Below are 26,169 nucleotides of genomic sequence, written 5' to 3'. Positions count from 1 at the left end.
CGGTGTTCCCCCTGCCACTTGCGCTCGCAGCTTGACCCTGCACGCGTGCGCGGTCAATGCATTGGGCGATGGATGAGGGTGCCCAGCAGATCGCAACGATGACGTTCGAGGACGCGCTCCGTGCGCTCGAAGACGTCGTTCGCCGGCTCGAAAGCGGCGAGGTCCCGCTCGACAAGTCGATCGAGCTCTATGAGCGGGGCGAGGCCCTGCGGCAGCATTGCCAAGCGCGGCTCGATGCGGCGCAGGCGCGGATCGAGAAGATCGTCGCCGGGCCCGACGGTGCACCGAGCCATTCGGTACCGTTCGACGCCGATGGTTGACGTTGCTCTTGCAGGCGGCGCCTTGCTGGCGGACGCGCTGCGGCGCATACAGCAGGAGGTCGATCAAGCTTTCGACCAGTTCCTGCCGGTTCCGGATGACACGCGGGCACCGCTGATCGAGGCGATGCGCTATGCCGCAATCGGCGGCGGCAAGCGGGTGCGTCCGCTGCTCACCGTCGCCACTGCGGGCATGTTCGGCGTGGTGCGAGATGCCGCTATCCGCACCGGCTGCGCGGTCGAGGCGATCCACGCTTATTCGCTCGTCCATGACGACCTTCCGTGCATGGACGACGACGACCTGCGTCATGGCAAACCCACGTTGCACAGGGCCTTCGACGAGGCGACCGCGGTTCTCGCGGGGGACTCGCTCCACGCGCTCGCGTTCGAAATCCTCTCGATGCCCGAGACGAGCGGCGATCCGTTCGTGCGCGCCGAACTCGTAGCCGCGCTGGCGGGGGCAAGCGGGTGGGGCGGCATGGCGGGAGGCCAGATGATGGACATCGCCGCCGAAAGCGGAGCGGCGCACGACCTCCACACGATCACCCGTCTCCAGCAGCTCAAGACCGGCGCCCTGCTTGGCGCGGCGGTGGAAATGGGCGCTATCCTCGGCCGTGTGCCCGACGAGGGAAGGGGGCACCTGCGCGCCTATGCCCGCGATATTGGCCTTGCCTTCCAGATCGCCGACGATCTTCTCGACGCCGAGGGGGACGAGGCGGTCGCCGGCAAGGCGCTGCGCAAGGACCAGCAGGCCGGCAAGGCGACGTTCGTGAGCCTGATGGGGGTGGATGGCGCCCGTGCGCAGGCCAGCGCGTTGGTTGACCAGGCTATCGGCCACCTTTCCGGCTATGGGCGGGAGGCGGACCTGCTGCGCGCGCTGGCCCGCTATATCGTGGAAAGGGATCACTGATGGCGGACACACGCGTCGGCATCTATCCGGGCACCTTCGATCCCATCACGCTCGGTCACATGGACATCATCGAACGCGGGGCCAAGCTCGTCGACCGGCTTATCGTCGGCGTGACGACCAACATCGCCAAGTCGCCCATGTTCTCGGACGAAGAGCGGATCGCGATGGTCGAGCGCGAGGTCGCGGCGATCGGCGGCGGGATCGAGGTCGTCGGCTTCGATTCGCTGCTGATGGACTTTGCCGAAGCGCAGGGCGCCTCTGTCGTCATCCGCGGGATCCGTGGGGTGACCGATTTCGAGTACGAGTACCAGCTCACCGGTATGAACCGGCAACTCAACGACCGGATAGAGACGATCTTCCTCATGGCCGACGTCAGCCTGCAGCCCATCGCAAGCCGGCTGGTCAAGGAAATCGCCCATTATGGCGGCGACATCTCCCGGTTCGTCACGCCCGCCGTGCGCAACGACGTGCTCGAGCGGGTCGGCAGCTGCGGCCCCTAACCATTCATTGTATCGACAGACCGGCGCCGCTAGAGGCGCGGACCAGATGACCAGGATCGACGGGACGCCCATCACGATGTTTACCCGACTGCTCGCCGCCGGCGCGCTCGCCAGCCTCGCGCTGACGCCCGCCGTTGCGCAGGATGCTCCGGCTCCTGCCGCCGCAGAAACGCCGCGCACCTATTCGGCGATCGACTTCGACCTGTCCAAGGACCCGGAAAACATCCTCCTGCTCGACCTGTCGAACGGCCGCCGCGTGGCGATCCGGCTGATGCCGGACTGGGCGCCCAACCATGTCGAGCGGGTAAAGACGCTGACCCGGGCCGGCTTCTACGACGGAGTGATCTTCCACCGCGTCATCGACGGGTTCATGGCACAGTCGGGCGACCCGACCGGCACCGGCCGCGGCGGTTCCGAACTGCCTGACCTTAAAGCCGAGTTCAATCCGATGCCGCACCTGCGCGGCACGATCTCGATGGCCCACGCGGCCAGCGACGATTCGGCCAACAGCCAGTTCTTCATCATGTTCTATCCGCGCTTCAGCCTCGACCAGAAGTACACCAACTTCGGCCGCGTGATCGCCGGCATGGACGCGGTCGACGCGATCAATCGCGGCGAGCCACCGGCAAACCCGACGGTCATCGTCCAGGCGTCGCTCGCGGCTGACGGCAAGCCGCAGAAGTTTGCCGCCCCGACCGAGATCGCGGGTGATATAAGCGCCGACATGCTCAATGCCCCGCAGGCGAACTAGGGCTCCCTTGCATCCCTGACCTCTGCTAGCGCGCCGCCCATGCGCGTCGACCTGTTCGATTTCGATCTACCCCCGGACCTGATCGCCCTGCGTCCCGCTGCCCCGCGCGACGCAGCCCGCATGCTCGTGCTGCGCGGCGTTGACGAAACCCTTGACCGTCACGTGCGTGACCTGCCCCACATGCTCGAGCCGGGCGACGTCCTTGTCTTCAACGACACGCGCGTGATCCCGGCCCAGCTCGAAGGCCGGCGCGGAGACGCGCGGATCGGCGCAACGCTTCACAAGCGCGTAGATCTCAGGCGCTGGCAGACGTTCGTCCGTAACTCCAGGCGGCTGCGCGAAGGCGACACGATCGATTTCGGCGAGGACGTGTCGGCAGTCGCCGAGGAGCGGATGCCGGACGGGTCGTGGTTGCTGGCATTCGCGGGCGACGAACCGGTCGAGGTCCTGCTCGAGCGCGCGGGGCGGATGCCGCTGCCGCCTTACATCGCCGGCAAGCGCCCGACCGACGAGCGCGACCGGACGGACTACCAGACGATGTTCGCAGCCCGCGACGGCGCGGTCGCGGCACCCACCGCGGCGCTCCACTTCACGCCCGGCTTGATGGCGGCGCTGTCCGAACGGGGTGTCCTCACGGAAACCCTGACGCTCCATGTCGGGGCGGGCACCTTCTTGCCAGTCAAGGCCGAGGACACCGACAATCACGCGATGCATGCCGAATGGGGCCGGATCGACGCGGCGACCGCGGCCCGTCTCAACGCCGCGCGGGCTGGGGGCAAGCGCGTGATCGCGGTCGGCACGACCTCGCTGCGCCTTCTCGAAAGCGCGGCAGATGAAGAAGGCACGATCCACTCCTTCGAAGGCGATACGGCGATCTTCATCACCCCGGGCTACGCCTTTCGCGCGATCCACGGGCTGATGACGAATTTTCACCTTCCGAAATCGACCCTCTTCATGCTGGTGAGCGCACTGATGGGCCGCGAACGGATGCAGTCAGCCTATGCTCACGCGATCGCAGAAGGCTACCGGTTCTACAGCTACGGGGATTCCTCGCTGCTGTTGCCGTAAAAGGTTGCATTGCGCGAACCGAAATCCGACCTTCGCTTCGTGAACGACCCGATTCTCCGCATCGAAGGACTTACCAAGGTTTATCCGGGCGGTCTCAAGGCCCTCGACGGGGTCGACCTCGAAATCCGCAAGGGCGAGATCTTCGCGCTGCTCGGCCCCAACGGAGCCGGCAAGACGACGCTGATCGGCGCGGTCTGCGGCATCGTGCGGGTGACCGGCGGAACGATCCGCGCCTTCGGCCTGGACATGGCGCATCACTGGCGCGAGGCCCGGCGCCGGATCGGACTGGTGCCGCAGGAAATGGGCTTCGACATGTTCGAGACGGTCGAGCGCGGGGTTGCCTACTCGCGCGGCCTGTTCGGACTCGGACCCGACGCCGCGCGGATCGAGGAGGTGCTGCGCTCGCTCAGCCTGTGGGACAAACGCAAGGAACAGATCCGTGCGCTGTCCGGAGGGATGAAGCGCCGGGTGCTCATCGCCAAGGCGCTCGCCCACGACCCGGATCTGCTGTTCCTCGACGAGCCGACGGCAGGGGTCGACGTCGAACTGCGGCGCGACATGTGGCGGCAGATCGACCGCCTGCGCGATCAGGGCGTGACCGTCATCCTGACGACGCACTATATCGAGGAGGCCGAGGAGATGGCCGACCGGGTCGGCGTGATCGACAGGGGCAGGCTGCTGCTCGTCGACGACAAGGACGCGATCATGGCGCGCATGGGGCGCACCGAGGCCCATTTCCGGCTGGCGATGCCGCTGGCCGCCGTTCCCGCTGCCTTGTGCGCCTATCCGCTGCACCTGGAGGATGGGGGGCACACGCTGACCTATCGTGGCGGAGACGGGTCGGGGAAGGGCAAGGCGGAGATCGCCGCTATTGCCCAGGCGCTTGCCAGGGCGGACATTCCTTTTACCGGTCTCGACCAGAAGGAGAGTTCGCTGGAGGACATCTTCGTCGATCTCGTCGAGCAGACCAAGGACGGTGCGGCATGATCGGCTGGCGCTCGACCTACGCGATATACCGCAACGAACTGGCGCGCTTCATGCGCACGGTCTTCGGATCGCTTGTGTCCCCGGTGCTCACGACAAGCCTTTACTTCATCGTGTTCGGCGCTGCGATCGGCGGACGGATGGATGCGGTCGGTGGCGTCGATTACGGGGCCTTCATCGTACCCGGGCTGCTGATGCTGACCCTTCTGAGCGAAAGCACCAGCAATGCCAGCTTCGGGATCTACATGCCGCGATTCACTGGCGCGATCTACGAGTTGCTGTCGGCGCCGGTCGGAGTGGCCGAGACGCTCCTGGGCTTCGTCGGCGCGGCGGCGACCAAGAGCCTGATCTTGGCCGCGGTCATCCTGATGACGGCAACCCTGTTCGTCGATTACCGCATCGCCCACCCGTTCCATGCGCTCCTGTTCGTACTGCTCGTTTCTGCGAGCTTTTCGCTTCTCGGCTTCATCCTTGGCATCTGGGCGGAAGGCTTTGAAAAGCTGCAGATGGTGCCGATGCTCATCCTGACTCCGCTCACGTTCCTCGGCGGCACGTTCTACTCGATCGACATGCTGTCGGAGCCGTGGCGCACGATCGTGCAGTTCAACCCGATCTTTTATCTCGTCAGCGGTCTCAGGTGGACATTCCTGGGGAAGGCGGACGTCTCGATCGGGCTCGCCCTTTCGCTGACCGTGGCGTTCCTTGCCATCTGTGTCGCGGTCATCGCATGGATTTTCAGGAGCGGCTGGCGCCTGCGCAGTTAAGGGCCAACCCGTTCTTCAATCGGCGAATTCGGCGCGTTCGAGGCGAGTCCCCTTGTAGGCCACGAAGCGCCGGGTCATGCGTTCGAAGAATCCGGCACCTATCCTGTCGGCGAAGCGCTGCGCCTCGGCGAGCGAGCCGTACCATTTGCCTTTGCGATGCGGAGTAACGAAGCGGAACTTGGTCATTTCATTGGCAAAATTCCCGTCATCGCAACCGGTTCCGCACTTGCGAAATGTTTGCCTGCGGCCTGCGACAACGAACGCGCGAAGGCTGGCGAAGCACCGCCCGTCCCGCTAGGCGGGCGGCGATGAGGACCCGCTTTAGATTCACCATCGCCGCGACCGACGGCAAGGCCCGGACAGGCACAATCGCCATGCGCCGGGGCGATATCCGCACGCCGGCGTTCATGCCGGTGGGCACAGCTGCCACGGTGAAGGCGATGAAGCCCGAAACCGTCCGTGCGACAGGTGCCGACATCCTGCTTGGCAACACCTACCACCTCATGCTGCGTCCCGGGGCCGAACGGGTCGCGCGGCTGGGCGGTCTGCACCGTTTCATGAACTGGGAGCGGCCGATCCTGACCGACAGCGGGGGCTATCAGGTGATGAGCCTCGCGAGCTTGCGCAAGCTGAACGAGGAAGGCGTCTCCTTCGCCAGCCACATCGACGGTACGAAGCACCTGCTTACGCCCGAACGATCAATGGAGATCCAACGCCTCCTTGGCAGCGATATTGTGATGGCGTTCGACGAGTGTCCGCGCGCTGACCGCCCATTGCTCGAAATCGAGGCGAGCATGGAACTGTCGATGCGCTGGGCACGGCGCAGCCGCGACGCCTTCGACGCGGGCGCCGCGCACGCTGAGCAATCGGCACTGTTCGGTATCCAGCAGGGCGCGCTCGACGAAGGCTTGCGCGCGCGATCGGCCCATGCGCTCCGCGAGATCGGCTTCGACGGCTACGCCATCGGCGGCCTCGCAGTGGGGGAAGGGCAGGAGGCGATGTTCGCCACCCTCGATTTCGCGCCAGGCCAGCTTCCGGAGGACGCGCCGCGCTACCTGATGGGCGTGGGCAAGCCCGACGACCTGGTTGGCGCCGTACTTCGCGGGGTCGACATGTTCGATTGCGTGCTGCCGACCCGGTCGGGCCGCAACGGGCAAGCGTTCACCTGGTCCGGCCCGGTCAACCTGCGCAACGCGCGGCATGCCGAGGATCCCGCGCCGCTCGATGCGCGGTGCGCCTGTGACGTGTGCGCGACCTATACGCGCGCGTACCTGCACCATCTCACGAAGGCGGGCGAGATGCTGGGCGCGATGCTGCTCACCGAGCACAATCTGTCGTTCTACCAGCAACTGATGGCGGCAATGCGAGAGGCGATAGTGCAAGGCGGACTGGGCCGGTTCGCCGCCGACTTCCTTGCGGCCTATCGCAGCGCCCGGGCATAGCGCCGAGCGCGCACCGGACAGGCTCCCGCTCCAACCTTTCCATACCCGGACGCAGCGGCCATAAGAGGTGGCGTGACGACGTCGTTCGCGCCCCGATCCACGCCATCGCCTGCGGGCCGGCAGGGCCCGGAGGGCAGGGTATGGAATTGGATCGCGTGGGCCGCGCTCGCCCTTGCGATCGTCGTCGCGGGAGATTTCCTTCTCTCGCGCGAGCGCCCATCGCAGGCCGAGGGGACGTGGCAGGTTCCCCGCCCGGTCCTCGGCCCCGCAACCTACACCGATGCGATCGCTGCTCTCGACGAGGAGGTCGAACGGAAACGCGCCATGGTCGCAGCCTTTCCCAGCGACTGGGTGCGCCACGAGGGACTCGCTCTCGCGCGTCTTGACCGCTTTCGCCTGTCGGGCGATTACGCCGATCTCGCGCAGGCCCGCGAGACCGTGAGACGGGGGATGCAACTGGCCGAAGCACCTGGCGGCCCCGTTCTAGCCTACGCCGAAATCGGCCTTGCCTCGCACCGCCTCGACGAGGTCGCGGCAACCCTCCGCCTGCTCGACCGGTGGGTCGCCCCCGACCGCAGTGAAAGGGCGGCCGCCGCAGCATTGGCGGGCGACGTGGCGTTCTACCGCGGAGACATGGGCCGCGCGCGGGACCACTATGCCGCCGCGCAGGCCACCGGCGCTCCCGGCGCCTTGCTGCGGATGGCCGTCCTCGACATGGCACGCGGCGAATTCGATATGGCGATTGCCGCGATGCGCACTTCGCTCGAAAAGCAGAGGCGGCCCTCGCCCTATGCGATTGCCACCACCGCACTGCGGATCGGCGCTGCGGAACTCGCGCGCGGCGACATTGCCGAGGCGCGCCGCCTGTTCGAAGAGGCCGACCGGGTCTTTCCCGGTTACTGGCTCACCCAAGCCCACATTGCACAGGCGAGCGCGATGGATGGAGAACTCGGGAAGGGTATCGCCATCATGAGGCGGGTCGCCGAACGCAGCGGAAGCGCAGAGGCAATGGACGCGCTCGCCATGCTCCTGCGGAGCGCGGGGCAGCCCGGCGAAGCACGCGATTGGGCCCGGCGCGCCTCCCGCGAGTGGAGCCGCCGGATCGACCTCGCGCCCGAAGCCGCCCTCGGCCATGCGGTCGAACACGAGCTGGTCTTCGGCTCGCCAGCGCGGGCACTGGCGCTCGCGCGGCGCAATCTTGCCAACCGGCCGTACGGGGAATCGCGGTTGCTGTTGGCAAATGCGCTCGTTCAGAACGGCCTTAACGGCGCCGCGCTCGACCAGTTGGATCGCGCCGAGAAGAGCGGGTGGCGCAGCGCATCGCTTCATGCCCTGCGTGCCGAGATCCTCGCGTTGGAAGGCGATCGCCAAGGCGCTGCTGATGCCCGCGCGGCGGCACGCGCGATCAATCCGGCAATTTTCGAGCCGCAGACCGCGCTGGCGTGGTTCTCACACGGATGATCGGGGCTAGGCGGGCGGCATTCCTGTTTCGCATCGCGGCGGCGTTGGTTGCGGGATGGTGCATGCCGGCAGGCGCTCACCTCACGCCCAATTCGGAAATTGTCCTGATGGTCGGCGAGGGATGGGTCCGGGCCGATATAACCGTGCCGCAAGGCGAATACGCCTATGCCACCGGCAACCCCGTCGGCCCGGATCGCCTGTCGGAAGACCGCGCGCGCAGCTATCTTTCCGATCACCTGCGCGTCACCTCGCCCGAGGGCAGGCTGTGGTCGGTTCGAATCGACAAGGTCGAGTTCAAACAGATTGCCGGCCCGCCCGACCTGCACGCCGTGGCATCGCTCGTCCCGCCCCGGGGCACGTCGGCCCGCGAGTTCGTGATCGAGTGGACCGTTCTCCTGAACGAATTGCCGGGCCACTTTGCGCTTTTCCTTCTGGGCGAGGAGGGCCGCGAGCCGCACGTGCTGGGCGCACTCAGGTCGGGCAGCACGACCCTTGCGGTGGATGTCGCAAGGGCAAGGCCTATGACGGTACTGATCGGTTCCCTGCGGCTCGGTATCGAGCATATCCTGCACGGATACGACCACCTCCTGTTCCTGATTGCGCTGCTCCTTCCCGCGCCGCTGGTTGCGGAAGGCGGGCGGTGGTCGGCACCTCGCCCGATGCGCGGAACGCTGCTGCGGCTTGCCGCGATCGTCACCGCGTTCACGATCGGTCATAGCGTCACACTGGTCGGGGCCACGCTGGGAGGGTGGCGCCTGCCGGTGGCTCCTGTCGAGATCGCCATCGCGGTGTCTGTGCTGCTGTCGGCAATCCACGCCCTCCGACCGTTGATCGCAGAACGCGAGCATTATATCGCGCTGGCCTTCGGGTTGGTGCACGGGCTCGCATTTGCGACCCTGCTGAGCGACGCGGAGGCGGGCGCAGCCAGCACGGCGGCCAGCCTGCTTGGTTTCAACCTGGGGATAGAGATCGTGCAACTGTCCCTCGCCGCCGCCGTCGTGCCTCCGCTCGTGGTCCTGGCGCGCGCTCCGTGGTTCGGCCTTCTGCGGAAAGCGATCGGCGGGATCGTCGCGGTCGTCGCACTGACATGGATCGCCAATCGCACACTCGGAACTGGCGCGGCGCTGGTCGGGAGCATCGATGCCCTCCTCGCTCATGGAATCTGGGCCATCGCGGTCCTGTACGTCCTGGCGCTGATCCATGTCACGCGGCGCGTTCCGCGCCGCGCGAAGCCCGGTTGATCGGCTGTTCAACGAAAAAGGGCGGCCCGCACGGACCGCCCTTCTCGTGTTCTGGATTGAACCGGATCAGCGCGAGTAGAACTCGACCACCAGGTTAGGCTCCATGGTGACCGGGTAGGGCACCTCGTCGAGAGTCGGCACGCGGGTGAAGGTCACCTTGTCGGTGCCGTCGGGGCTGACATAGTCGGGGATGTCGCGCTCGGGCAGACTCTGCGCCTCGATGATGAGCGCCATTTCCTTGGCCTTTTCACCCAGGCTGATGACGTCGCCGGCCGCCACGCGACGGCTGGCAATGTTGCACTTCACGCCATTGACGCGGATGTGCCCGTGGGAAACGATCTGGCGCGCGGCGAAGATCGTCGGCGCGAACTTGGCGCGGTAGACGATCATGTCGAGCCGGCGCTCGAGCAGGCCGATCAGGTTCTGGCCGGTGTCGCCCTTCATCCGCGCGGCCTCGGCATAGGTCGCCTTGAACTGCTTCTCGGTGACGTCGCCGTAGTATCCCTTGAGCTTCTGCTTGGCGCGCAGCTGCAGGCCGAAGTCGCTCGTCTTGCCCTTGCGGCGCTGGCCATGCTGGCCGGGGCCATAGGAGCGGCGGTTGACGGGGCTGCTGGGACGACCCCAGATGTTCTCGCCCATCCGGCGGTCGAGTTTGTGCTTGGCGCTCTTGCGCTTCGACATGATGTCGTTCCTTCGATTTGCTGGACCGCGCCATTCGCGGCCATTCAACCCGGCATCGCACCGCCTGGCCTGATGCCGGGCGCGGCCACCGCTTCACCGGGATGCGGAGCCAATTGCGAAGCGCGCGCCTAGAGGCACGCATCCGCACTGTCAATCCAAACGATTACCGGGGACCGGTGCTCGCCCCGCCCATGCTCGACGCCGCGTCCTGGTTCTCTAATGAAGAGCCGACAGCCTTCACCTGCAGGTCGCTCCCGTCGTTGTTGTAAGCCTCGGTCGCCCATTCCCGCGCAGTCTTGCAGGCCTGTTTGGGCATTCGGCTACCGGTCACCAGGACCTGGCGGCAGATCTTCTTTTCCTTCTTGGCGCCTTCCGCAGGACCGTCGTCCTTGTTTGCAGCCTGAGCGGGCATGGCCGGAGTGACCAGCGCAATGGCGAGAAGCGTGGCAGCGATCTTACGCATGATATCGATCCTGAAAAATTGCGACTAATCACCAAAAAGCCGATTGGACAAGCCGAAGAGAGTTGCCGTGCGCCATGCGATGAAGAGGATGCATTGCGGTCCATGGCGCAGGCGGCCGCTGGGAAGGCGGCGCCAGTTCCTGCCGGTGCGGCTTTCGTAGCTGACGAGTTCGATCGAAAGGGAATCACCTCCCCGGCACTCGACAAATCGAACCCGCCGGGCCAACGCGCCCGTCATGATGGATACCCTTACCTTGCCCGCCGATTGCATGACGATGACCGAAGTCCGCGCCGGGGTCGACGCGACTGACCGCGCGCTCATGGAATTGCTCGACCGGCGGTTCGGCTACATGCGTGCCGCGGCGCACATCAAGCAGGACCGCGCAAGCGTTCGCGACGAGACCCGCAAGGCGCAGGTGATCGCCGCGGCTGTAACCGACGCAGCCGGACGCGGTCTTCCCGCCGATGCCATCGCCGATATCTGGGACCGCCTGGTCGAGGCGTCGATCGCCTATGAATTCGGCGAATGGGACCGGTTGAGGAGCTAGTCCCGATCCGGCTTGGCAAGGTGGCTGAGCACGCCGCGCAGCGTGCGCACCTCGAGGTGGTTCCAGCCCGGCTTCGTGAGCAGGCTGCGCAGTGTGCGGCGGGTCGACGCCGCGCGGCTTTCCGGCCGGAAGAAACCCTTGGGTTCCAGCATCGCCTCGAGCTGGGCGATCATCCCGTCGAGGTGCTCCTGCGGAGCCGGGGGTAGCAGGTCCTCGGCGGTCGGGCTGGCGAGCGCCTCGCCCTTCGACCACTCATAAGCCACGATTATCACCGCCTGCGCGAGATTGAGCGAACCGAAAGCCGGATTGATCGGCACCGTGAGGATTGCGCGGGCGAGAGCGACGTCGTCGGTTTCGAGGCCTGAGCGCTCGGGTCCGAACAGGATCGCGCTGCGACCGGCGCGTCCGTGCATCTGGGATGCGGCCTCCGCCGGCGTGACGACCGGCTTGGTCACGCCGCGCTTGCGCACGGTCGTCGCATAGACGTGCGCGCAATCGGCGACGGCATCGGCCACGGTGTCATACACTTGGGCCTTTTCCAGCACGATGTCCGCCCCGGAAGCGGCCGGCCCCGCGGCGGGGTTGGGCCATCCATCTCGGGGCGAAACGAGCCGCATGTCCTCAAGCCCGAAGTTGAGCATCGCGCGCGCGGCCTTGCCGATGTTCTCGCCCAGTTGGGGGCGAACGAGGACGATGACGGGCGGGGCCTGTTTCATGATCCCGCGGCGCCTAGCGCGCGGAGGGAATTATGGAAAGCCGGGTCAGTTTTGCCCGGCGCGACCTTCGAAATTGTCGAGCGTGATCGACGGATCGACCGGGAGGGTGGGTCGCTTGCCGTCCTTGCGCACCTGCGCTGCGCTTCGGCAGATCCTGCGGGGCATGTTGCTGCCGATCATGGTCCGGGTGACACAGATCTTGTCATCGGCAGGAACCGGGGCCGCGTCGCTCGCGGCCGGAACCGCCTTTTCCGGATGGACCGCGGCTTCGGGATCCTGCGCGGCCGCGACGGCGGCGGTCGAAAGAAGCACCAGGCCCAGGTACATGGTTCGCACGACTGTTCTCCCCCGACCGATCGAGGCCATCATCATGATGGATCCCGGCGACAAGGGAAAGCGGTTTCAGTCCCTCCCGCCCGCGTCGCGAACGGAGCCTGCGAATTCCTCGAAGTCGCGCGGATCGTCGAAATCGCGATAGACGCTGGCGAACCGGATGTACGCGACCGAGTCGAGCCGCTGGAGTCCTTCCATCACCAGCGCACCGATCCGAGCAGCCTGTACCTCGTTCTCGCCGGATGTCTCGAGCTGCCGCTGGATGCCGCTGACGAGCTGGTCGATACGCTCCTGCGCGATCCCGCGCTTGCGGCACGCGAGCGCGATCGACTGCTCGAGCTTGGACCGATCGAACGGCTGGCTCTTGCCGTCAGATTTCAGGACCGACACCTCACGCAGCTGTACGCGCTCGAACGTCGTGAAGCGCGCGCCGCACCCGTCGCATTGGCGACGACGGCGGATTGCGGCGCCGTCCTCGGCCGGGCGGCTATCCTTGACCTGCGAATCCTCGTGCGCGCAGAACGGACACCGCATCCGGAACGCGGTCCCTACTTTTTGACGCGGTTGTAAAGCGCGATGCCCGCACCGGCCGCGAGGCCGAGCGGCCAGCTGACCACCGGCAGAAGCGCACCGGCAAGCGCGCCGATCGCGGCGCCGGCGAGCACCGGCTTGGTCGAGGGGTGGTGCATGCCTTCCTTGGCCATGCCCGAAACCTCGGACTTCACGTCCTCGACCCAGTCCTGGCCGCCGCGCTTGTTGGGATCGTTCTGGTCCATGTCAGCTCCTTCCGGGATAGACGGGAAATGCATCGCACAGTTCCGCTACGCGGCGGCGAACGCTCTGTTCCACCTGCGCATCGCCTTCCGCGCCGTTGCGCGACAGGCCGTCGACCACCTCGGCAATCAGACCGCCGATCGTGCGGAATTCGTCAGGCCCGAACCCGCGAGTGGTTCCGGCTGGCGAACCAAGGCGGATCCCGCTCGTCACGAAGGGACTGCGGGTGTCGTAAGGGATGCCGTTCTTGTTGCAGGTAAGGTATGCGCGGTCGAGGCCGTGTTCGGCCGCCTTGCCCGTCACGTCCTTGGGCGTGAGGTCGACCAGCATCGAGTGGTTGTCAGTGCCGCCCGACACCACGCGCAGCCCGCCCGCTTCGACGCCCTGAGCGAGCGCCCGGGCATTTTCGACGATCCGGCGAGCATACTCCCTGAAGTCGGGACGCAACGCCTCGCCGAACGCGACCGCCTTGGCCGCGACGACGTGCATCAGCGGGCCGCCCTGGAGCCCGGGAAAGACCGCCATGTTGAGCGGCTTGGTCAGCGCCTCGTCGTTCCACAGGATCACGCCGGATCGCGGGCCGCGCAGGCTCTTGTGCGTTGTCGTAGTGACAACGTGAGCGTGCGGCATGGGGGAGGGGTGGGCGCCGCCCGCAACAAGGCCCGCGATGTGGCTCATGTCGACCATGAGGTAGGCGCCGACCTCGTCAGCAATCCTGCGGAAGGCTTCCCAGTCCCAAACGCGCGAATAGGCCGTGCCGCCGGCGATGATCAACTTGGGCTTGTGCTCGCGCGCGGTCGCAGCGACCGCTTCCATGTCGATCAACTCGTCGTCCCTGCGCACGCCGTAGCTTACGGGATTGAACCATTTGCCGCTCATGTTGACCGGCGACCCGTGGGTGAGATGACCGCCCGAGTTGAGATCGAGGCCCATGAAGGTGTCGCCCGGCTGCAGCAGCGCGAGGAACACGGCCTGGTTCATCTGGCTGCCGCTGTTGAGCTGAACATTGGCGAATTCACAGCCGAAAAGCTGCTTCGCGCGCTCGATCGCGAGGTTTTCGACTACGTCGGCATATTCGCACCCGCCGTAATAGCGCTTGCCCGGGTAGCCTTCGGCGTACTTGTTGGTGAAGACGCTCCCGGTCGCCTCGAGCACGGCGCTCGACGTGATGTTCTCGGACGCGATCAACTCGATCCGGTTGCGCTGCCGGTCGAGTTCGTGGCGAATGGCCTCGGCCACCGCAGGGTCCGCCGTCTCGAGGTCGTCACACCAGAACCGGGTCAGCGGGTCGTCCCGGCTCTCGTTGCGGGCGAGGGCAGCGGTCCCAAGCTCGGAAATAGTCATGCCGTCTCCCTGGAAGGCGGGTTGGATAGCTTGTCGACCCGGCGCTGGTGGCGCCCGCCGGCAAAATCGGTGTCGAGGAAGGCGGCGACGCAGGCCTTCGCCAGGTCGATGCCGATGAGGCGCGCGCCCAAGGCGACGACGTTGGCGTCGTTGTGCTCGCGCGCAAGCGCGGCCGACAGCGGCTCCGAAACGAGCGCGCAGCGCACGCCGGCGTTGCGGTTAACCGAGATCGAGATGCCGATGCCCGATCCGCACAAGGCAATTCCGCGCTCGGCGGTCCCTTCCGCGACCACCTCGGCCAACTTGTAGCCGTAATCGGGATAGTCGACGCTGTCGTGGCTGTCGGGACCCAGATCCGCGACCTCATGGCCCTGGTCGATCAACCACTCGCGCAAGGCTGTCTTGAGCTCGATGGCGGCGTGGTCCGAAGCGATGGCAATGCGCATGCGGGCCACATAGGGAAGGGGGCCGATTCGCGCGACCCCCTTTGCCCGGCTTTCGACGTTACTGGTCGAGGAAAGAGCGCATCTTGCGCGACCGGCTCGGGTGCTTGAGCTTCCTCAGCGCCTTGGCTTCGATCTGGCGAATGCGTTCGCGGGTGACCGAGAACTGCTGGCCGACTTCCTCGAGCGTGTGGTCGGTGTTCATGCCGATACCGAACCGCATCCGCAGGACGCGCTCCTCACGCGGGGTCAGGCTCGCGAGGACGCGGGTGACCGTTTCCTTGAGGTTCGACTGAATCGCCGCATCGACCGGGATGACCGCGTTCTTGTCCTCAATGAAGTCGCCAAGGTGGGAATCCTCCTCGTCGCCGATCGGCGTCTCGAGGCTGATCGGCTCCTTGGCGATCTTCATCACCTTGCGGACCTTCTCGAGCGGCATCGACAGGCGTTCCGCCATCTCCTCGGGCGTCGGCTCGCGGCCCTGCTCGTGGAGGAACTGGCGGCTCGTGCGCACGAGCTTGTTGATCGTCTCGATCATGTGGACCGGGATGCGGATCGTGCGCGCCTGGTCAGCAATCGAACGGGTGATCGCCTGGCGAATCCACCACGTGGCATAGGTGCTGAACTTGTAGCCCCGGCGATACTCGAACTTGTCGACCGCCTTCATCAGGCCGATGTTGCCTTCCTGAATGAGATCAAGGAATTGCAGGCCCCGGTTGGTATACTTCTTGGCAATGCTGATCACGAGACGCAGGTTCGCTTCGACCATTTCCTTCTTGGCGATGCGCGCCTCGCGCTCGCCCTTCTGGACCATGTTCACGATCCTGCGGAATTCGGGCAGCGACATGCCCGTGGCGCTGGCGATGTCGGCGATCTCGGCTCGGATGCGCTCGACCGCGTCGGCTTCCTTCTCAGCGAAGGCGGCCCACTTCTTATCCTTCTTCGCGTTCTCGGCCAGCCAGCTGTCGTCGAGCTCGTTGCCGATATAGACGTTGAGGAAGTCGGCGCGCTTGACCTTGTGACGCTCCGCAAGACGCAGCATCTGCCCGCCCAGCGCGGTCAGGCGGCGATTGAAAGCGTAGAGGTTGTCGACCAGGAACTCGATCTTGGTCGCGTGGAACTGCACGCTCTCGACCTCGGCGGTGAGCTGCTCGCGCAGTTCCTCGTATTTCTTTTCCTTGGCCTTGGGGAACTCTTCGCCCCGGCCGAGAACCTCGACCCGCTCGGCCTGTAGCTTCTCGAACTTCTTGAACAGGTCGGTGATGCGCGCGAAAGTCTCGAGCGCCTCGGGCTTCAGCGCGGCCTCCATCTGGGCGAGGGACAGGGTGTTGTCCTCTTCCTCTTCCTCCTCGCGGCGGCGCGAGGTGCCTTCGCCGTCCTCGTCGTCCTCGCCGGAGGTTTCCTCCTCTTCGTCCTCTTCCTCGTCTTCCTTGTAGGTGGGGCCGGCAGTCTCTTCCGAGATCTCGCCGTCGTCATCGTCGTCGGCGTCGTCGGTCATCTTGTCGACCGGCGGTTCCTTCGACAACATCGCGTCGAGATCGAGTATCTCGCGCAGCTGCATTTCCTCGTTGTTGAGCGCTTCGGACCACAGGATGATCGCGTGGAAGGTGATCGGGCTTTCGCACAGGCCCATGATCATCATGTCGCGGCCTGCCTCGATGCGCTTGGCGATGGCGATCTCACCCTCGCGGCTGAGCAGCTCGACCGCGCCCATTTCGCGCAGGTACATGCGCACCGGGTCGTCGGTACGCTCGACCGTTTCCTTCTTCTTCGCGGCGGCCGCAGGCTTGGACGGCTTGTTGGGCGTGCCGTCGTCGTCGCCGTCGTCGTCGGTGCCGATCTCGTCGACTTCCTCCTCGGAGTCGCCTTCGTCCTCGGCGTCCTCGTCCTTCTCGACGATGTTGACGCCCATCTCGCTGATCGCGGACATCACGTCCTCGATCTGCTCGCTCGACAGCTCGTCCTGCGGCAGCGCCTCGTTGAGCTCGTCCACGGTGACGTAGCCCCGGCGCTTGGCCTTGGTAATCAGCTTCTTGATCGTCGCTTCGTTGAGGTCGATGAGCGGTGCATCGTCCTTGGAGTCGGTGTCTTCCTGGGTCGCCATCTCGTCTCGTGTCATTCGCTGTCCTCGTCCGCGGCGCCGGACGGCGCCGGCGGAGAGTCTGAATCCGGATGGGCTGCGCTTGCGGCCCTGCGCGTCGCCATTAGCCCCAATCGTTTCTCGAATGCCAGCTTTCGTTTGAGCAGGCGCTGCTGCTCGGCGAAAGCGGCCTCGGGATCGGTCTCGAAGCGCGCGGTGGCAGCCGCCAGGGCGGCTTCCAGCGCGGGCCGTTCGACCAGCAACGAAACGGCTTCGGCCAGGTCCTCGCGCGCAGCTCGCGGATCGGCGCCCTCGTCGAGGAAGGCAAAGCGGCTGTTGTCCGGCGGCGGGGCGAAACCCTGTGGCGGCGATATGGGCGCGTTTTCATCGGGTTCAAGCATCTCGGCGGCCTCGATGAGTGATTCGAAGGCCGGGCCGCTGCGCCCGTCGCGTGCGGCGTACCGGCCCAGCGGCTCGGCGTGGACGAGGATCTGGTCGGGAAACCGCAGCAATCCGGCCACCACTGCGCTCGCCAGCGCATCGCGGCCCGCCCCGCTTGCCGCCTTTCGCAGGCGTCCCGCGGATTCCGGCGACAGCGGTGGCGAGGCGGGCCGGGCGACGCCGCCTTTCCATTCGCGCCGTTCGCGGGGCGGGCGGGGCGGGTAGGCGAAGGCGGAAAACCTCTCGAGCAGTTCGCGCCTGTAGAGCGAACGAATGTCCGGGTGCTGGATCGCGTCGCAATGGGCGATCAGTCGCGCCTTCAGGCCGGCCTTGTCCTCGGGCGTGCGCAAGGGAGCGGCCGCCTTCTCGAATTCCCACAAGGTGTCGATCAGGCTGGCGGGATCGGCGAGGAGCGCCTCCATCGCGGCGGCGCCCTGCCGCTTGAGCAGGTCGTCAGGGTCGAGGCCCGCCGGCAGCCGGACGATCGACAGCGTTTTGCCCGGCGCGAGCATTGGCAGCGCCCGGCCGATCGCGCGCATCGCCGCCCGCTGCCCCGCGCTGTCGCCGTCGAAGCACAGGATCGGCGCGTCGACGAGGCGCCAGAGCATTTCGAGTTGGCGCTCGGTGAGCGCGGTGCCCATCGGCGCGACCGCGTCCCCGAACCCTGCGGCCGCCATCGCGACAACGTCCATCTGCCCCTCGACCACCACCATCCGACCCGTCTTGCGCGAGGCCGGGCCGGCGCGGTGGAGGTTGAACAGCGTGCGGCCCTTGTCGAACAGCGGCGTGTCGGGGGAATTGATGTACTTTGGCGCGTCCTTCTTGTCCGCGTCGAGAATGCGCGCCGCAAATCCGATCACCCGGCCGCGCGCGTCGTGAATCGGCATCGTCAGCCGGTCGCGGAAGCGGTCGTAGGGCGGCTTGTCGTCGACCGCGATGCGTAGGCCCGCCTCGACCAGCATCGGCTCGTCAAACTGGTTGAGAGCGGCCTTCAACGCCTGTCGGTCGGCAGGTGCGTATCCGAAGCCGAAGCGCTCGTTGGTGTGCGCATCGAACCCGCGCGAATGGAGGTAGGCGCGTGCCTTCGCCGCGGCAGGCGTGTCGAGGCTGGCGCGGTAGAAATCCTGCGCGGCCTGGGTCACGTCGTGCAGCCCGGCGCGCTGCTCGGCGGCCTGCGCGGCGCGCGGGTCGGGGGCGGGAACCTCCATCCCGGCTTCGGCCGCAAGCTCCTTCACCGCGTCCATGAAGGAGAGGCCGCGCTGGTCGGTCATCCAGCGGATGACGTCGCCATGCGCCCCGCAGCCAAAGCAGTGGTAGAAGCCCTTTTCGTCGCTAACAGTGAAGCTCGGCGTCTTCTCGTCGTGAAACGGGCAGCACGCCTTCCACTCGCGCCCGGCGCGAACAAGCTTGGTCGTGCGCATCACCACGCCCGACAGCGTGACCCGCGCGCGCAGTTCGTCGAGCCATTGCGGGGAAAGCGCCATGCGCCTTCAATGCGGGCGAATCGCCTTTCGATGCAAGCGGGTCAGGACAGCGATTCCTTCACAAGCCGGCTCGCGGCGGCCATGTCGAGCACGGTCCCGTGGCGGGCCTTCAGTTCGGCCATCACGCGGCCCATGTCCTTGACCGATTCCGCGCCCAGTTCGCTCTTGGTCGCCTCGATCGCCGCGCGGGTCTCGTCCTCCGACATCTGGCGGGGGAGAAACTCCTCGATGACCTTGAGCTCCTTTCGCTCCTGCTCGGCGAGTTCCTCGCGGCCGCCATCGACGTACATCGTGATCGACTCGCGGCGCTGCTTGGCCATCTTCTGGAGGGTCTCGATGACGAGCGCGTCGTCCTCGGGCTTCTGGCTCGCGGTCCGCAGCTCGATGTCGCGGTCCTTCAGCCTGGCGAGAATCAGGCGCACCGCGGCAAGGCGTTCCTTGTCGCCGCCCTTCATCGCGTCGATCTGGGCCTGCTTGATAGTATCGCGGATCATAATTCGTATGCCTTCGTCGGGATGTGCAAAAAGCGCCCCTAGCGCGGGTTGACGGGGCAGGGAACCGGGCCTAGCGGCTGGGACTTAGCGACATCGCCGGAAAACCCCTGACTCGGAGAGCCCCATGGCCGTCCCCGCCAACACGCCTGCGCAACCCGAGGGGGCGACCGGCGTGCTTGTCCTGGCCGATGGCACGGCGATCTGGGGCCACGGCTTCGGCGCCACCGGCGAGGCGGTAGGCGAAGTCTGCTTCAACACCGCCATGACCGGCTACCAGGAGGTGATGACCGACCCCTCCTACGCGGCGCAGATCGTCACCTTCACTTTCCCGCATATCGGCAACGTCGGCGCGAATGCCGAGGATATCGAGAGCCAGGTCGAAGGAGCGGTCGGCTGCGTGGTGCGCGAGGAGGTGACGGCTAGCAGCAACTTCCGCAGCCAGCAGCAGTTCACCGAGTGGATGGCGGCGAAGGGCAAGATCGGCCTGTCAGGCATCGACACCCGCGCGCTGACCCGCCGCATCCGGCTCAAGGGCGCGCCCAACGCGGTGATCGCGCACCATCCCAAGGGCAAGTTCGACCTGAAAAAGCTGATCCAGCGCGCGCAGGAATGGCCGGGCCTCGAGGGCATGGACCTCGCCACGCGCGTCAGCCGCGAGGCGCAGGAGGACTGGGGCGGCGGCTACTGGGAGCTCGGCAAGGGCTATGCCGAGGCTGAGGGCGCCGGCAAGCCGCACGTCGTGGCCATCGACTACGGCGCAAAGGACAACATTTTCCGCAACCTCGTGAAGGCGGGTGCGCGGGTGACGGTGGTGCCGGCCAAGACCTCGCTGGAGGAAATCGAGGCGCTCTCGCCCGACGGCGTGTTCCTCTCAAACGGCCCGGGCGATCCGGCGGCGACCGGGGAATACGCGGTGCCGACAATCAGGGCGCTGCTCGACAAGGACGTGCCGGTGTTCGGCATCTGCCTCGGCCACCAGATGCTCGGCCTCGCCGCGGGCGCGACCACGAGCAAGATGCACCAGGGCCATCGCGGCGCGAACCACCCGGTCAAGCGGCTGGAAGACGGGGTGGTCGAGATCACCTCGATGAACCACGGCTTCGCGGTCGACAACACAGCGCTTCCCGACGGCGTCGAGGAAACCCACGTCAGCCTCTTCGACGGCAGCAACTGCGGCATCGCGATCAAGGGCAAGAAGGCGTTCGGGGTGCAGTATCACCCCGAGGCCAGCCCAGGGCCGCAGGACAGTTTCTACCTCTTTGAAAAATTCGTTGGGATGCTCGGATAATGCCCAAACGCACTGACATCTCCTCGATCCTCGTCATTGGTGCCGGGCCGATCGTCATCGGGCAGGCGTGCGAGTTCGATTATTCGGGCACGCAGGCGATCAAGGCGCTGAAGGAGGAGGGGTACCGGGTGATCCTGGTCAACTCCAACCCCGCCACGATCATGACCGATCCCGAGTTCGCCGACGCGACCTATGTCGAGCCGATCACGCCCGCGATCGTCGCCAAGATCATCGAGAAGGAGCGGCCCGATGCGCTGCTGCCGACGATGGGCGGGCAGACCGCGCTCAACACGGCGCTCGCGCTGTTCAACGACGGCACGCTCGACCGATTGGGCGTGCAGATGATCGGCGCCGATGCCGACGCGATCGACAAGGCAGAGAACCGCCAGCGCTTCCGCGAGGCGATGGACAAGATCGGCCTTGAGAGCGCGCGCAGCGGCGTTGCCAACACCGTCGATCAAGCCTTTGCAATCCTTGAAAGAACCGGACTGCCTTCGATCATCCGGCCCAGCTTCACGCTTGGCGGCACCGGCGGCGGCATCGCCTATAACAGAGCCGAGTTCGAGAAGATCGTCCGCGAGGGTCTCGACGCCAGCCCGACCACCGAGGTCCTCATCGAGGAATCGCTGCTCGGCTGGAAGGAATACGAGATGGAAGTCGTCCGCGACCGGAACGACAACGCCATCATCATCTGCGCGATCGAGAACGTCGACCCCATGGGCGTCCACACGGGGGATTCCATCACCGTCGCCCCGGCGCTGACGCTGACCGACAAGGAATACCAGATCATGCGCTCGGCGAGCATCGCGGTGCTGCGTGAAATCGGCGTGGAAACAGGCGGTTCGAACGTACAGTTCGCAGTCAATCCGAAGGACGGGCGGCTCATCGTCATCGAGATGAACCCGCGCGTCTCACGCTCTTCGGCGCTGGCGTCAAAGGCCACCGGCTTCCCCATCGCGCGGGTGGCGGCCAAGCTTGCCGTGGGCTACACGCTCGACGAGATCACCAACGAGATCACCGGCGCCACGCCGGCGAGCTTCGAGCCGACGATCGACTACGTCGTCACCAAGATCCCCCGCTTCGCGTTCGAAAAATTCAAGGGCGCCAGGCCCGAGCTTGCCACCGCGATGAAGTCGGTGGGCGAGGTCATGGCGATTGGCCGCAACTTCCAGGAAAGCGTGCAGAAAGCGCTCCGCGGGCTCGAAACCGGGCTCGACGGATTCAACCGCGTGGTTGAGTTGGAAGGCGCGAGCCGCGAGGAAATCACCGCCTCGCTCGCCCGCCGCACGCCCGACCGGCTGCTGAAGGTCGCGCAGGCCTTCCGCGAGGGCATCGAGCTTGAGGAAATCGCCCGGATCACCGGTTACGACCCGTGGTTCCTGCGCCAGATCGAGTGCATCGTCTACGAAGAACAGATGATCGGCCACAACGGTCTCCCGCGCGACGCGCAGGAAATGCGGCGGCTGAAGGCCATGGGCTTTTCCGACAAGCGCCTTGCCACGCTGGCGGTACGCTCGGTCGGCGTCGCGGGAGGACTGGGCGAAACCCAGGCCAAGCGTTCCGGGCTGCTCCACGACACGCTGCGCGCGATGGCGGGCGCAACAAGCGAACAGGAAGTGCGCGACCTTCGCCGAAAGCTCGGCGTGTTTCCGGTGTTCAAGCGCATCGACAGCTGCGCCGCCGAATTCGAGGCGATTACGCCCTATATGTACTCCACGTACGAAGCCCCGAGCTTTGGCGAGCCGGAGGACGAGGCAATGCCGTCCGACCGCAAGAAGATCGTCATTCTCGGCGGCGGCCCGAACCGGATCGGGCAGGGCATCGAGTTCGATTACTGCTGCGTCCACGCTTGCTTCGCGCTCAGCGAGGCCGGCTACGAGACGATCATGGTGAACTGCAACCCGGAGACGGTGAGCACCGACTACGACACCAGCGACCGGCTCTATTTCGAGCCGCTGACTGCCGAGGACGTTCTCGAAATCCTGCGCGTCGAGATGAGCCGTGGCGAGGTGGTCGGCGTGATCGTGCAGTTCGGCGGGCAGACCCCGTTGAAGCTGGCCCAGGCGCTGGAGGACGAGGGCATCCCCATCCTCGGCACCAGCCCCGATGCGATCGACCTTGCCGAGGACCGCGAACGGTTCGCGCGCCTCGTCAACAAGCTCAAGCTGAAGCAGCCGCAGAACGGTATCGCGCGCAGCCGCGACGAGGCGGCCGCGTGGGCCAATCGCATCGGTTACCCCGTACTGCTGCGCCCCAGCTACGTTCTGGGCGGGCGCGCGATGGAGATCGTCGACAGCGAGGCGCAGCTCGACGATTACATCGCGACTGCAGTGCAGGTCAGCGGCGACAGCCCGGTGCTCGTCGACCAGTACCTGCGCGACGCGATCGAATGCGATGTCGACGCGCTGAGCGACGGTACCGAGGTCCGCATCGCCGGCGTGATGCAGCACATCGAGGAGGCCGGCGTCCATTCGGGCGACAGCGCCTGCACCCTGCCGCCGTATTCGCTGTCCCCCGAGATCGTCGCCGAGATGGAGCGCCAGGCCCAGGCGCTCGCCCTCGCGCTCGGGGTGAAGGGGCTGATGAACGTCCAGTTCGCGGTCAAGGACGGCGAAGTCTACCTTATCGAGGTGAACCCGCGCGCGAGCCGCACGGTGCCCTTCGTCGCCAAGGCGATCGGGCAACCGGTCGCCAAGATCGCGGCGAGGGTAATGGCGGGCGAGCCGTTGTCGAACTTCCCCCCGTTCCGCCGCGAACTCGAATACATGGCGGTAAAGGAAGCTGTCTTCCCCTTCACGCGCTTCCCGGGGGCCGACCCGGTGCTGAGTCCGGAGATGAAATCCACCGGCGAGGTGATGGGCATCGACCGCGATTTCGCAACCGCGTTCTTCAAGAGCCAGATCGGTGCAGGCGACCGGCTACCGGAAGGGGGCACGCTGTTCGTCAGCGTCAAGGACAGCGACAAGGCGACGATACTGCCCGCGGTAAAGGCCCTGATCGGGCATGGCTTCACCGCGATCGCGACCGGGGGCACCCAGCGCTTCCTCGCCGAGGCCGGGCTGCCGGTCGAGCGGGTGAACAAGGTCGCCGAGGGACAGCCACACATCGTCGACCGGATCATCGACCGCGAAGTGGCGCTGATCTTCAACACGACCGAAGGCTGGCAGTCGCTCCAGGACAGCCAGTCGATCCGCGCCAGTGCCCTGGAGGCGCACGTGCCGTACTATACCACGGCAGCTGCCAGCCTCGCCGCCGCACGCGCCATTACCGAGGTTTCAGCCGACCAACTTGAAGTCCGCCCGTTGCAGGCCTATTACAGCTGAAACAACGACACGCGCCTTTCCCGACATCGCGACCCGTTTCGAACCGTTTGAACGAGCGGCAGGGTCCACAATTGTCCCGATAGGCGCGAAGGCAGAGAACAAGAGAAAGAGCAACGGGATGGCTACGATGGAAAAGGTGCCGATGCTGGCCGAGGGTTACGAGCGGATCACCGCCGACCTCAAGGCCCTGCGTGCCGAGCGGCCGAAAATCGTCGACGCGATCGAGGAAGCCCGCGCGCACGGCGATCTTTCGGAGAATGCAGAGTACCATGCCGCCAAGGAGCGGCAGGGCCAGATCGAGGCGCAGATTTCGGACCTCGAGGATCGGATCAGCCGCGCACAGATAATCGACCCGGCGACCCTGTCGGGCGACCGTATCGTGTTCGGCGCCACGGTCACCCTGCTCGACGAAGACGACAAGCCGGTAAAGTATCAGATCGTCGGCCAGACCGAGGCCGATGCCAAGAAAGGCCGGATCAGCTACAACTCGCCGCTGGGCCGCGCGCTGATCACGAAGAAGGTCGGCGACGAGATCGAGGTAACCGTTCCCTCGGGCGACAAGTTCTACCTCGTTGAAAAGATCGAGTTCATCTAAGGCAAGCCCCCTTTGAGGGTACAAGCCGTGCTCCCCGTCCGGCGGGGAGGGCGATCGAACGGAACCTGGTCCAGCAGGCTTCTCGGTGGCGGGTGTGGGACAGCGCGGTTGCCGCACACTTCTCCCGCACCGCGGAGCGGGCCAGGGCGGTCCGGTCTATTTCCCCGCGGCCTCGGGGTCGAAAAGCTTGTGCAGGTGGACGATGACGTACTTCATTTCTGCGTCGTCGACGGTGCGTTGCGCCGCGCCGCGCCAGGCTTCGAGGGCACTGGCGTAATCGGGGAAGACGCCGACCACGTCGATTTCCTTCAGGTTCTCGAACTGCAGCGTCATCGGGTCCGTCACGCGTCCCCCCATGACGAGGTGGAGCAACTGCTTCTTCGCTTCGGTCATTGTCTCTTGTCCTTGGGGAGGAATCGCAGCGCCCCATAGGGAAGGCGGCGCGACAGGGAAACCCCGTCGCGCCGCCTCAGCGATCAATAATTCGTGGGATCAGTGCAGTCGCGACCGAGCGCTGCCGATCGCGCGACTGGCGGTTTCGCTCGCGCTGCGGCCGAGGTCGCGAGCGCCGTCGCCGATCGCCTCGCCCAACTCGCCGATGCGATCCTGTCCGGCCTCGGCGGCCTCTTGCGCGCTTTGCAGAAACTTAGCACCGTAAACCATGGCGAGATCCGCGAGCGCCCCGGCAAGCACCGCGCCCCGCGCGGTCGCCTTCTTGCGCAGCCGACGTCCTGGTCCCGGGACGATGGCAGCGATCAGGACACCGAGCGCTACGCCCCCGGCGAGGGTGGTCAGCGGGTGCTCCTTGACGAACGAGGTGGCACTGTCAGCCGCACCGCGCGCGTAATCGCCGAACGATCGGTCGGCGTTGCGCTGTTCGGCTGCTTCGATCTTCTTTTTCAACTCTTTGCGCTTGTCGGTGGAATTGGTGGCCATGGGCGACTCCTTTGAAAGGGGTGTGTCTTGCTAACGGGCGCGATCGCGGTTCCGTTCCGGTGGCTCGCTGTCGCCCGGGTTCTCTTCGCCGTTGTCTTCTCGGGAAAGGAACATGTCGAGGATGGGCTGCCGCGCGAACCAAAGCACGATCGCGGCCAGCAGGGTTGCGATGACCCCCTTGTTGTTGTCGGCGACCTCGATTGCCTCGTCGAGCACCTCACTCGCGCCCTCGCCGATCCGGTCGACAATGCGGCTGGAGATGCTCCGACCCGCAAGGCTCGCGCGGAGGTGGGCGATATCGGCTTCGAACAGCGCGCGCGCCGCGTTGCGAAGCGCGCGGTCCTCGCGCAGCTGTTTTTCGAGCGCCTCGCTCATTCGCGAGTCTCCGAATAGGCCCGGGCAAGTCTGGCGAACCTGCGCCGGGCCATCATCGCAAGAACGAGACCCGCAACAATAAGAACGCCGACCACTCCGGCAGTGGCGGCCCATGGCCCGATGATGGGAGAGAGCGCGATGACGAGCCCCACGACGAGGGCCACGAGCGCGAGATGGATCAGCGCGAAGGCGACGACCCCGTAGAAGGCACCCGCGCGCCCGCGATCGAGCGCGAAAGCGGCGCGGGTCCTCTGGAACTGGATTTCGGCCTCGACCATCGTCCGGCCGTCGTCGAGCAGCGCCACGATGTCGTCGGTCAGTGAATCCCGAGCACCGATATCTTCGTCGACGGAGCGGGTCTCGACCACGTGTTCGAAATCCGGATCATGCGTATTCAAGTGGCCCTCCCGAGCA

30 protein-coding genes are annotated in these 26,169 nt (G+C 66.1%); 14 read left to right on the top strand and 16 right to left on the bottom strand.

The window, feature by feature from the left end:
* The first annotated feature begins 68 nt into the window (after positions 1 to 68).
* The 7 genes from ACPV3N_RS01635 to ACPV3N_RS01605 all read left to right on the top strand — a co-directional run bounded on the left by ACPV3N_RS01635 (position 69) and on the right by ACPV3N_RS01605 (position 5,294).
* Positions 69 to 320, top strand: a complete 252-nt coding sequence (locus tag ACPV3N_RS01635; protein ID WP_440113739.1) for an exodeoxyribonuclease VII small subunit — start codon at positions 69 to 71, stop codon at positions 318 to 320.
* A complete protein-coding gene (locus tag ACPV3N_RS01630) occupies positions 313 to 1,227 on the top strand; it encodes a polyprenyl synthetase family protein (RefSeq protein ID WP_440113736.1) in 915 nt (304 codons plus the stop codon). Before ACPV3N_RS01635 ends, ACPV3N_RS01630 begins: the two co-directional genes overlap by 8 nt.
* A complete protein-coding gene (coaD, locus tag ACPV3N_RS01625; protein ID WP_440113733.1) occupies positions 1,227 to 1,727 on the top strand; it encodes a pantetheine-phosphate adenylyltransferase in 501 nt (166 codons plus the stop codon). The genes ACPV3N_RS01630 and coaD overlap by 1 nt, the downstream gene beginning before the upstream one ends.
* 76 nt (positions 1,728 to 1,803) lie before the next feature.
* Positions 1,804 to 2,478, top strand: a complete 675-nt coding sequence (locus ACPV3N_RS01620; protein ID WP_440117391.1) for a peptidylprolyl isomerase — start codon at positions 1,804 to 1,806, stop codon at positions 2,476 to 2,478.
* A gap of 39 nt (positions 2,479 to 2,517) precedes the next feature.
* Positions 2,518 to 3,546 carry a tRNA preQ1(34) S-adenosylmethionine ribosyltransferase-isomerase QueA gene (gene queA / locus ACPV3N_RS01615; RefSeq protein WP_440113731.1) on the top strand — a complete coding sequence of 343 codons (1,029 nt, stop codon included), beginning with the start codon at positions 2,518 to 2,520 and terminating at the stop codon, positions 3,544 to 3,546.
* 39 nt (positions 3,547 to 3,585) lie between these two features.
* Positions 3,586 to 4,533 (top strand): ABC transporter ATP-binding protein, encoded by a 948-nt coding sequence (locus tag ACPV3N_RS01610; RefSeq protein WP_440113728.1) that lies wholly within the window; start codon positions 3,586 to 3,588, stop codon positions 4,531 to 4,533.
* Positions 4,530 to 5,294 (top strand): ABC transporter permease, encoded by a 765-nt coding sequence (locus ACPV3N_RS01605; protein WP_440113725.1) that lies wholly within the window; start codon positions 4,530 to 4,532, stop codon positions 5,292 to 5,294. Before ACPV3N_RS01610 ends, ACPV3N_RS01605 begins: the two co-directional genes overlap by 4 nt.
* A 15-nt stretch (positions 5,295 to 5,309) precedes the next feature.
* Here the strand turns inward: ACPV3N_RS01605 and ACPV3N_RS01600 are convergent, their stop codons facing one another.
* Complete coding sequence (locus tag ACPV3N_RS01600) at positions 5,310 to 5,480, bottom strand: hypothetical protein (RefSeq protein ID WP_440113722.1); 171 nt, start codon at positions 5,478 to 5,480, stop codon at positions 5,310 to 5,312.
* 122 nt (positions 5,481 to 5,602) lie between these two features.
* Between ACPV3N_RS01600 and tgt the strand changes: the two genes are divergently transcribed.
* The 3 genes from tgt (at position 5,603) to ACPV3N_RS01585 (ending at position 9,438) form a co-directional block, all read left to right on the top strand.
* On the top strand, positions 5,603 to 6,736 hold the full coding sequence (gene tgt, locus ACPV3N_RS01595) for a tRNA guanosine(34) transglycosylase Tgt (protein ID WP_440113719.1): 1,134 nt from the start codon (positions 5,603 to 5,605) through the stop codon (positions 6,734 to 6,736).
* 72 nt (positions 6,737 to 6,808) lie between these two features.
* On the top strand, positions 6,809 to 8,197 hold the full coding sequence (locus ACPV3N_RS01590) for a tetratricopeptide repeat protein (RefSeq protein ID WP_440113717.1): 1,389 nt from the start codon (positions 6,809 to 6,811) through the stop codon (positions 8,195 to 8,197).
* Positions 8,198 to 8,259: 62 nt separating this feature from the next.
* Positions 8,260 to 9,438 (top strand): HupE/UreJ family protein, encoded by a 1,179-nt coding sequence (locus tag ACPV3N_RS01585; protein ID WP_440113714.1) that lies wholly within the window; start codon positions 8,260 to 8,262, stop codon positions 9,436 to 9,438.
* A 66-nt stretch (positions 9,439 to 9,504) separates the two neighbouring features.
* Here ACPV3N_RS01585 and rpsD read toward each other — a convergent pair whose 3' ends face one another.
* Complete coding sequence (gene rpsD / locus ACPV3N_RS01580; RefSeq protein ID WP_440113711.1) at positions 9,505 to 10,119, bottom strand: 30S ribosomal protein S4; 615 nt, start codon at positions 10,117 to 10,119, stop codon at positions 9,505 to 9,507.
* A gap of 163 nt (positions 10,120 to 10,282) precedes the next feature.
* A complete protein-coding gene (locus ACPV3N_RS01575; RefSeq protein ID WP_440113708.1) occupies positions 10,283 to 10,582 on the bottom strand; it encodes a hypothetical protein in 300 nt (99 codons plus the stop codon).
* Between the two features lie 235 nt (positions 10,583 to 10,817).
* Here ACPV3N_RS01575 and ACPV3N_RS01570 point away from each other — a divergent pair, with 235 nt between their 5' ends.
* Complete coding sequence (locus ACPV3N_RS01570; RefSeq protein ID WP_440113705.1) at positions 10,818 to 11,129, top strand: chorismate mutase; 312 nt, start codon at positions 10,818 to 10,820, stop codon at positions 11,127 to 11,129.
* Here the strand turns inward: ACPV3N_RS01570 and ACPV3N_RS01565 are convergent.
* The 9 genes from ACPV3N_RS01565 to ACPV3N_RS01525 form a co-directional block, all read right to left on the bottom strand.
* The gene (locus ACPV3N_RS01565) at positions 11,126 to 11,845 is read right to left on the bottom strand and encodes an RNA methyltransferase (RefSeq protein WP_440113702.1); all 720 of its coding nucleotides are present in this window, start codon (positions 11,843 to 11,845) and stop codon (positions 11,126 to 11,128) included. The two genes, ACPV3N_RS01570 and ACPV3N_RS01565, sit on opposite strands and share 4 nt — an antisense overlap.
* A 45-nt stretch (positions 11,846 to 11,890) precedes the next feature.
* Positions 11,891 to 12,181 carry a hypothetical protein gene (locus tag ACPV3N_RS01560; protein WP_440113700.1) on the bottom strand — a complete coding sequence of 97 codons (291 nt, stop codon included), beginning with the start codon at positions 12,179 to 12,181 and terminating at the stop codon, positions 11,891 to 11,893.
* A 66-nt stretch (positions 12,182 to 12,247) separates the two neighbouring features.
* Entirely contained in the window at positions 12,248 to 12,712 is a 465-nt protein-coding gene (gene nrdR, locus ACPV3N_RS01555; protein WP_440113697.1) for a transcriptional regulator NrdR, read from the bottom strand.
* 14 nt (positions 12,713 to 12,726) lie between these two features.
* A complete protein-coding gene (locus ACPV3N_RS01550) occupies positions 12,727 to 12,954 on the bottom strand; it encodes a hypothetical protein (protein ID WP_440113694.1) in 228 nt (75 codons plus the stop codon).
* Between the two features lies 1 nt (position 12,955).
* Positions 12,956 to 14,296 (bottom strand): serine hydroxymethyltransferase, encoded by a 1,341-nt coding sequence (gene glyA / locus ACPV3N_RS01545; protein ID WP_440113691.1) that lies wholly within the window; start codon positions 14,294 to 14,296, stop codon positions 12,956 to 12,958.
* Positions 14,293 to 14,742 (bottom strand): ribose 5-phosphate isomerase B, encoded by a 450-nt coding sequence (rpiB, locus tag ACPV3N_RS01540; RefSeq protein WP_440113689.1) that lies wholly within the window; start codon positions 14,740 to 14,742, stop codon positions 14,293 to 14,295. Before rpiB ends, glyA begins: the two co-directional genes overlap by 4 nt.
* Positions 14,743 to 14,800: 58 nt before the next feature.
* Positions 14,801 to 16,858: an RNA polymerase sigma factor RpoD gene (rpoD, locus tag ACPV3N_RS01535; protein ID WP_440113687.1), complete on the bottom strand. Its 2,058-nt coding sequence runs from the start codon at positions 16,856 to 16,858 to the stop codon at positions 14,801 to 14,803.
* A complete protein-coding gene (gene dnaG, locus ACPV3N_RS01530; protein WP_440113684.1) occupies positions 16,855 to 18,744 on the bottom strand; it encodes a DNA primase in 1,890 nt (629 codons plus the stop codon). Before dnaG ends, rpoD begins: the two co-directional genes overlap by 4 nt.
* Before the next feature lie 41 nt (positions 18,745 to 18,785).
* Positions 18,786 to 19,238 carry a GatB/YqeY domain-containing protein gene (locus ACPV3N_RS01525; protein ID WP_440113681.1) on the bottom strand — a complete coding sequence of 151 codons (453 nt, stop codon included), beginning with the start codon at positions 19,236 to 19,238 and terminating at the stop codon, positions 18,786 to 18,788.
* A 124-nt stretch (positions 19,239 to 19,362) separates the two neighbouring features.
* Between ACPV3N_RS01525 and carA the strand changes: the two genes are divergently transcribed.
* From carA to greA, 3 genes are all read left to right on the top strand, one after another.
* Entirely contained in the window at positions 19,363 to 20,526 is a 1,164-nt protein-coding gene (gene carA / locus ACPV3N_RS01520; RefSeq protein WP_440113678.1) for a glutamine-hydrolyzing carbamoyl-phosphate synthase small subunit, read from the top strand.
* Complete coding sequence (carB, locus tag ACPV3N_RS01515; RefSeq protein WP_440113675.1) at positions 20,526 to 23,849, top strand: carbamoyl-phosphate synthase large subunit; 3,324 nt, start codon at positions 20,526 to 20,528, stop codon at positions 23,847 to 23,849. The genes carA and carB overlap by 1 nt, the downstream gene beginning before the upstream one ends.
* A gap of 118 nt (positions 23,850 to 23,967) precedes the next feature.
* A complete protein-coding gene (gene greA, locus ACPV3N_RS01510) occupies positions 23,968 to 24,444 on the top strand; it encodes a transcription elongation factor GreA (protein WP_440113672.1) in 477 nt (158 codons plus the stop codon).
* 156 nt (positions 24,445 to 24,600) lie between these two features.
* Here the strand turns inward: greA and ACPV3N_RS01505 are convergent, their stop codons facing one another.
* From ACPV3N_RS01505 to ACPV3N_RS01490, 4 genes are all read right to left on the bottom strand, one after another.
* Positions 24,601 to 24,837 (bottom strand): DUF4170 domain-containing protein, encoded by a 237-nt coding sequence (locus ACPV3N_RS01505; RefSeq protein WP_440113669.1) that lies wholly within the window; start codon positions 24,835 to 24,837, stop codon positions 24,601 to 24,603.
* A gap of 99 nt (positions 24,838 to 24,936) precedes the next feature.
* The gene (locus tag ACPV3N_RS01500) at positions 24,937 to 25,380 is read right to left on the bottom strand and encodes a hypothetical protein (protein ID WP_440113667.1); all 444 of its coding nucleotides are present in this window, start codon (positions 25,378 to 25,380) and stop codon (positions 24,937 to 24,939) included.
* A gap of 30 nt (positions 25,381 to 25,410) precedes the next feature.
* Entirely contained in the window at positions 25,411 to 25,755 is a 345-nt protein-coding gene (locus tag ACPV3N_RS01495; RefSeq protein ID WP_440113665.1) for a hypothetical protein, read from the bottom strand.
* Positions 25,752 to 26,153: a phage holin family protein gene (locus ACPV3N_RS01490; protein WP_440113662.1), complete on the bottom strand. Its 402-nt coding sequence runs from the start codon at positions 26,151 to 26,153 to the stop codon at positions 25,752 to 25,754. The genes ACPV3N_RS01495 and ACPV3N_RS01490 overlap by 4 nt, the downstream gene beginning before the upstream one ends.
* Positions 26,154 to 26,169 lie beyond the last annotated feature (16 nt).

The organism is Tsuneonella sediminis (genome assembly GCF_051912845.1).
Classification (GTDB): domain Bacteria; phylum Pseudomonadota; class Alphaproteobacteria; order Sphingomonadales; family Sphingomonadaceae; genus Tsuneonella; species Tsuneonella sediminis.
Note: the sequence above shows the minus strand (reverse complement) of the source record. Positions and strands in the feature narration are given on the sequence as shown.

Excerpts from the sequence above, each read along its gene's own strand:
- ACPV3N_RS01630 (WP_440113736.1), top strand. The coding sequence starts at position 313 with ATGGTTGACGTTGCTCTTGCAGGCGGCGCCTTGCTGGCGGACGCGCTG.
- ACPV3N_RS01500 (WP_440113667.1), bottom strand. The coding sequence starts at position 25,380 with ATGGCCACCAATTCCACCGACAAGCGCAAAGAGTTGAAAAAGAAGATC.
- ACPV3N_RS01495 (WP_440113665.1), bottom strand. The coding sequence starts at position 25,755 with ATGAGCGAGGCGCTCGAAAAACAGCTGCGCGAGGACCGCGCGCTTCGC.
- rpoD (WP_440113687.1), bottom strand. The coding sequence starts at position 16,858 with ATGACACGAGACGAGATGGCGACCCAGGAAGACACCGACTCCAAGGAC.
- ACPV3N_RS01565 (WP_440113702.1), bottom strand. The coding sequence starts at position 11,845 with ATGAAACAGGCCCCGCCCGTCATCGTCCTCGTTCGCCCCCAACTGGGC.
- ACPV3N_RS01570 (WP_440113705.1), top strand. The coding sequence starts at position 10,818 with ATGATGGATACCCTTACCTTGCCCGCCGATTGCATGACGATGACCGAA.
- coaD (WP_440113733.1), top strand. The coding sequence starts at position 1,227 with ATGGCGGACACACGCGTCGGCATCTATCCGGGCACCTTCGATCCCATC.
- rpsD (WP_440113711.1), bottom strand. The coding sequence starts at position 10,119 with ATGTCGAAGCGCAAGAGCGCCAAGCACAAACTCGACCGCCGGATGGGC.
- dnaG (WP_440113684.1), bottom strand. The coding sequence starts at position 18,744 with ATGGCGCTTTCCCCGCAATGGCTCGACGAACTGCGCGCGCGGGTCACG.
- nrdR (WP_440113697.1), bottom strand. The coding sequence starts at position 12,712 with ATGCGGTGTCCGTTCTGCGCGCACGAGGATTCGCAGGTCAAGGATAGC.
- ACPV3N_RS01620 (WP_440117391.1), top strand. The coding sequence starts at position 1,804 with ATGTTTACCCGACTGCTCGCCGCCGGCGCGCTCGCCAGCCTCGCGCTG.
- ACPV3N_RS01505 (WP_440113669.1), bottom strand. The coding sequence starts at position 24,837 with ATGACCGAAGCGAAGAAGCAGTTGCTCCACCTCGTCATGGGGGGACGC.
- glyA (WP_440113691.1), bottom strand. The coding sequence starts at position 14,296 with ATGACTATTTCCGAGCTTGGGACCGCTGCCCTCGCCCGCAACGAGAGC.
- tgt (WP_440113719.1), top strand. The coding sequence starts at position 5,603 with ATGAGGACCCGCTTTAGATTCACCATCGCCGCGACCGACGGCAAGGCC.
- ACPV3N_RS01575 (WP_440113708.1), bottom strand. The coding sequence starts at position 10,582 with ATGCGTAAGATCGCTGCCACGCTTCTCGCCATTGCGCTGGTCACTCCG.
- ACPV3N_RS01635 (WP_440113739.1), top strand. The coding sequence starts at position 69 with ATGGATGAGGGTGCCCAGCAGATCGCAACGATGACGTTCGAGGACGCG.
- ACPV3N_RS01605 (WP_440113725.1), top strand. The coding sequence starts at position 4,530 with ATGATCGGCTGGCGCTCGACCTACGCGATATACCGCAACGAACTGGCG.
- ACPV3N_RS01585 (WP_440113714.1), top strand. The coding sequence starts at position 8,260 with ATGCCGGCAGGCGCTCACCTCACGCCCAATTCGGAAATTGTCCTGATG.
- queA (WP_440113731.1), top strand. The coding sequence starts at position 2,518 with ATGCGCGTCGACCTGTTCGATTTCGATCTACCCCCGGACCTGATCGCC.
- carB (WP_440113675.1), top strand. The coding sequence starts at position 20,526 with ATGCCCAAACGCACTGACATCTCCTCGATCCTCGTCATTGGTGCCGGG.
- ACPV3N_RS01550 (WP_440113694.1), bottom strand. The coding sequence starts at position 12,954 with ATGGACCAGAACGATCCCAACAAGCGCGGCGGCCAGGACTGGGTCGAG.
- ACPV3N_RS01600 (WP_440113722.1), bottom strand. The coding sequence starts at position 5,480 with ATGACCAAGTTCCGCTTCGTTACTCCGCATCGCAAAGGCAAATGGTAC.
- carA (WP_440113678.1), top strand. The coding sequence starts at position 19,363 with ATGGCCGTCCCCGCCAACACGCCTGCGCAACCCGAGGGGGCGACCGGC.
- greA (WP_440113672.1), top strand. The coding sequence starts at position 23,968 with ATGGCTACGATGGAAAAGGTGCCGATGCTGGCCGAGGGTTACGAGCGG.
- rpiB (WP_440113689.1), bottom strand. The coding sequence starts at position 14,742 with ATGCGCATTGCCATCGCTTCGGACCACGCCGCCATCGAGCTCAAGACA.
- ACPV3N_RS01525 (WP_440113681.1), bottom strand. The coding sequence starts at position 19,238 with ATGATCCGCGATACTATCAAGCAGGCCCAGATCGACGCGATGAAGGGC.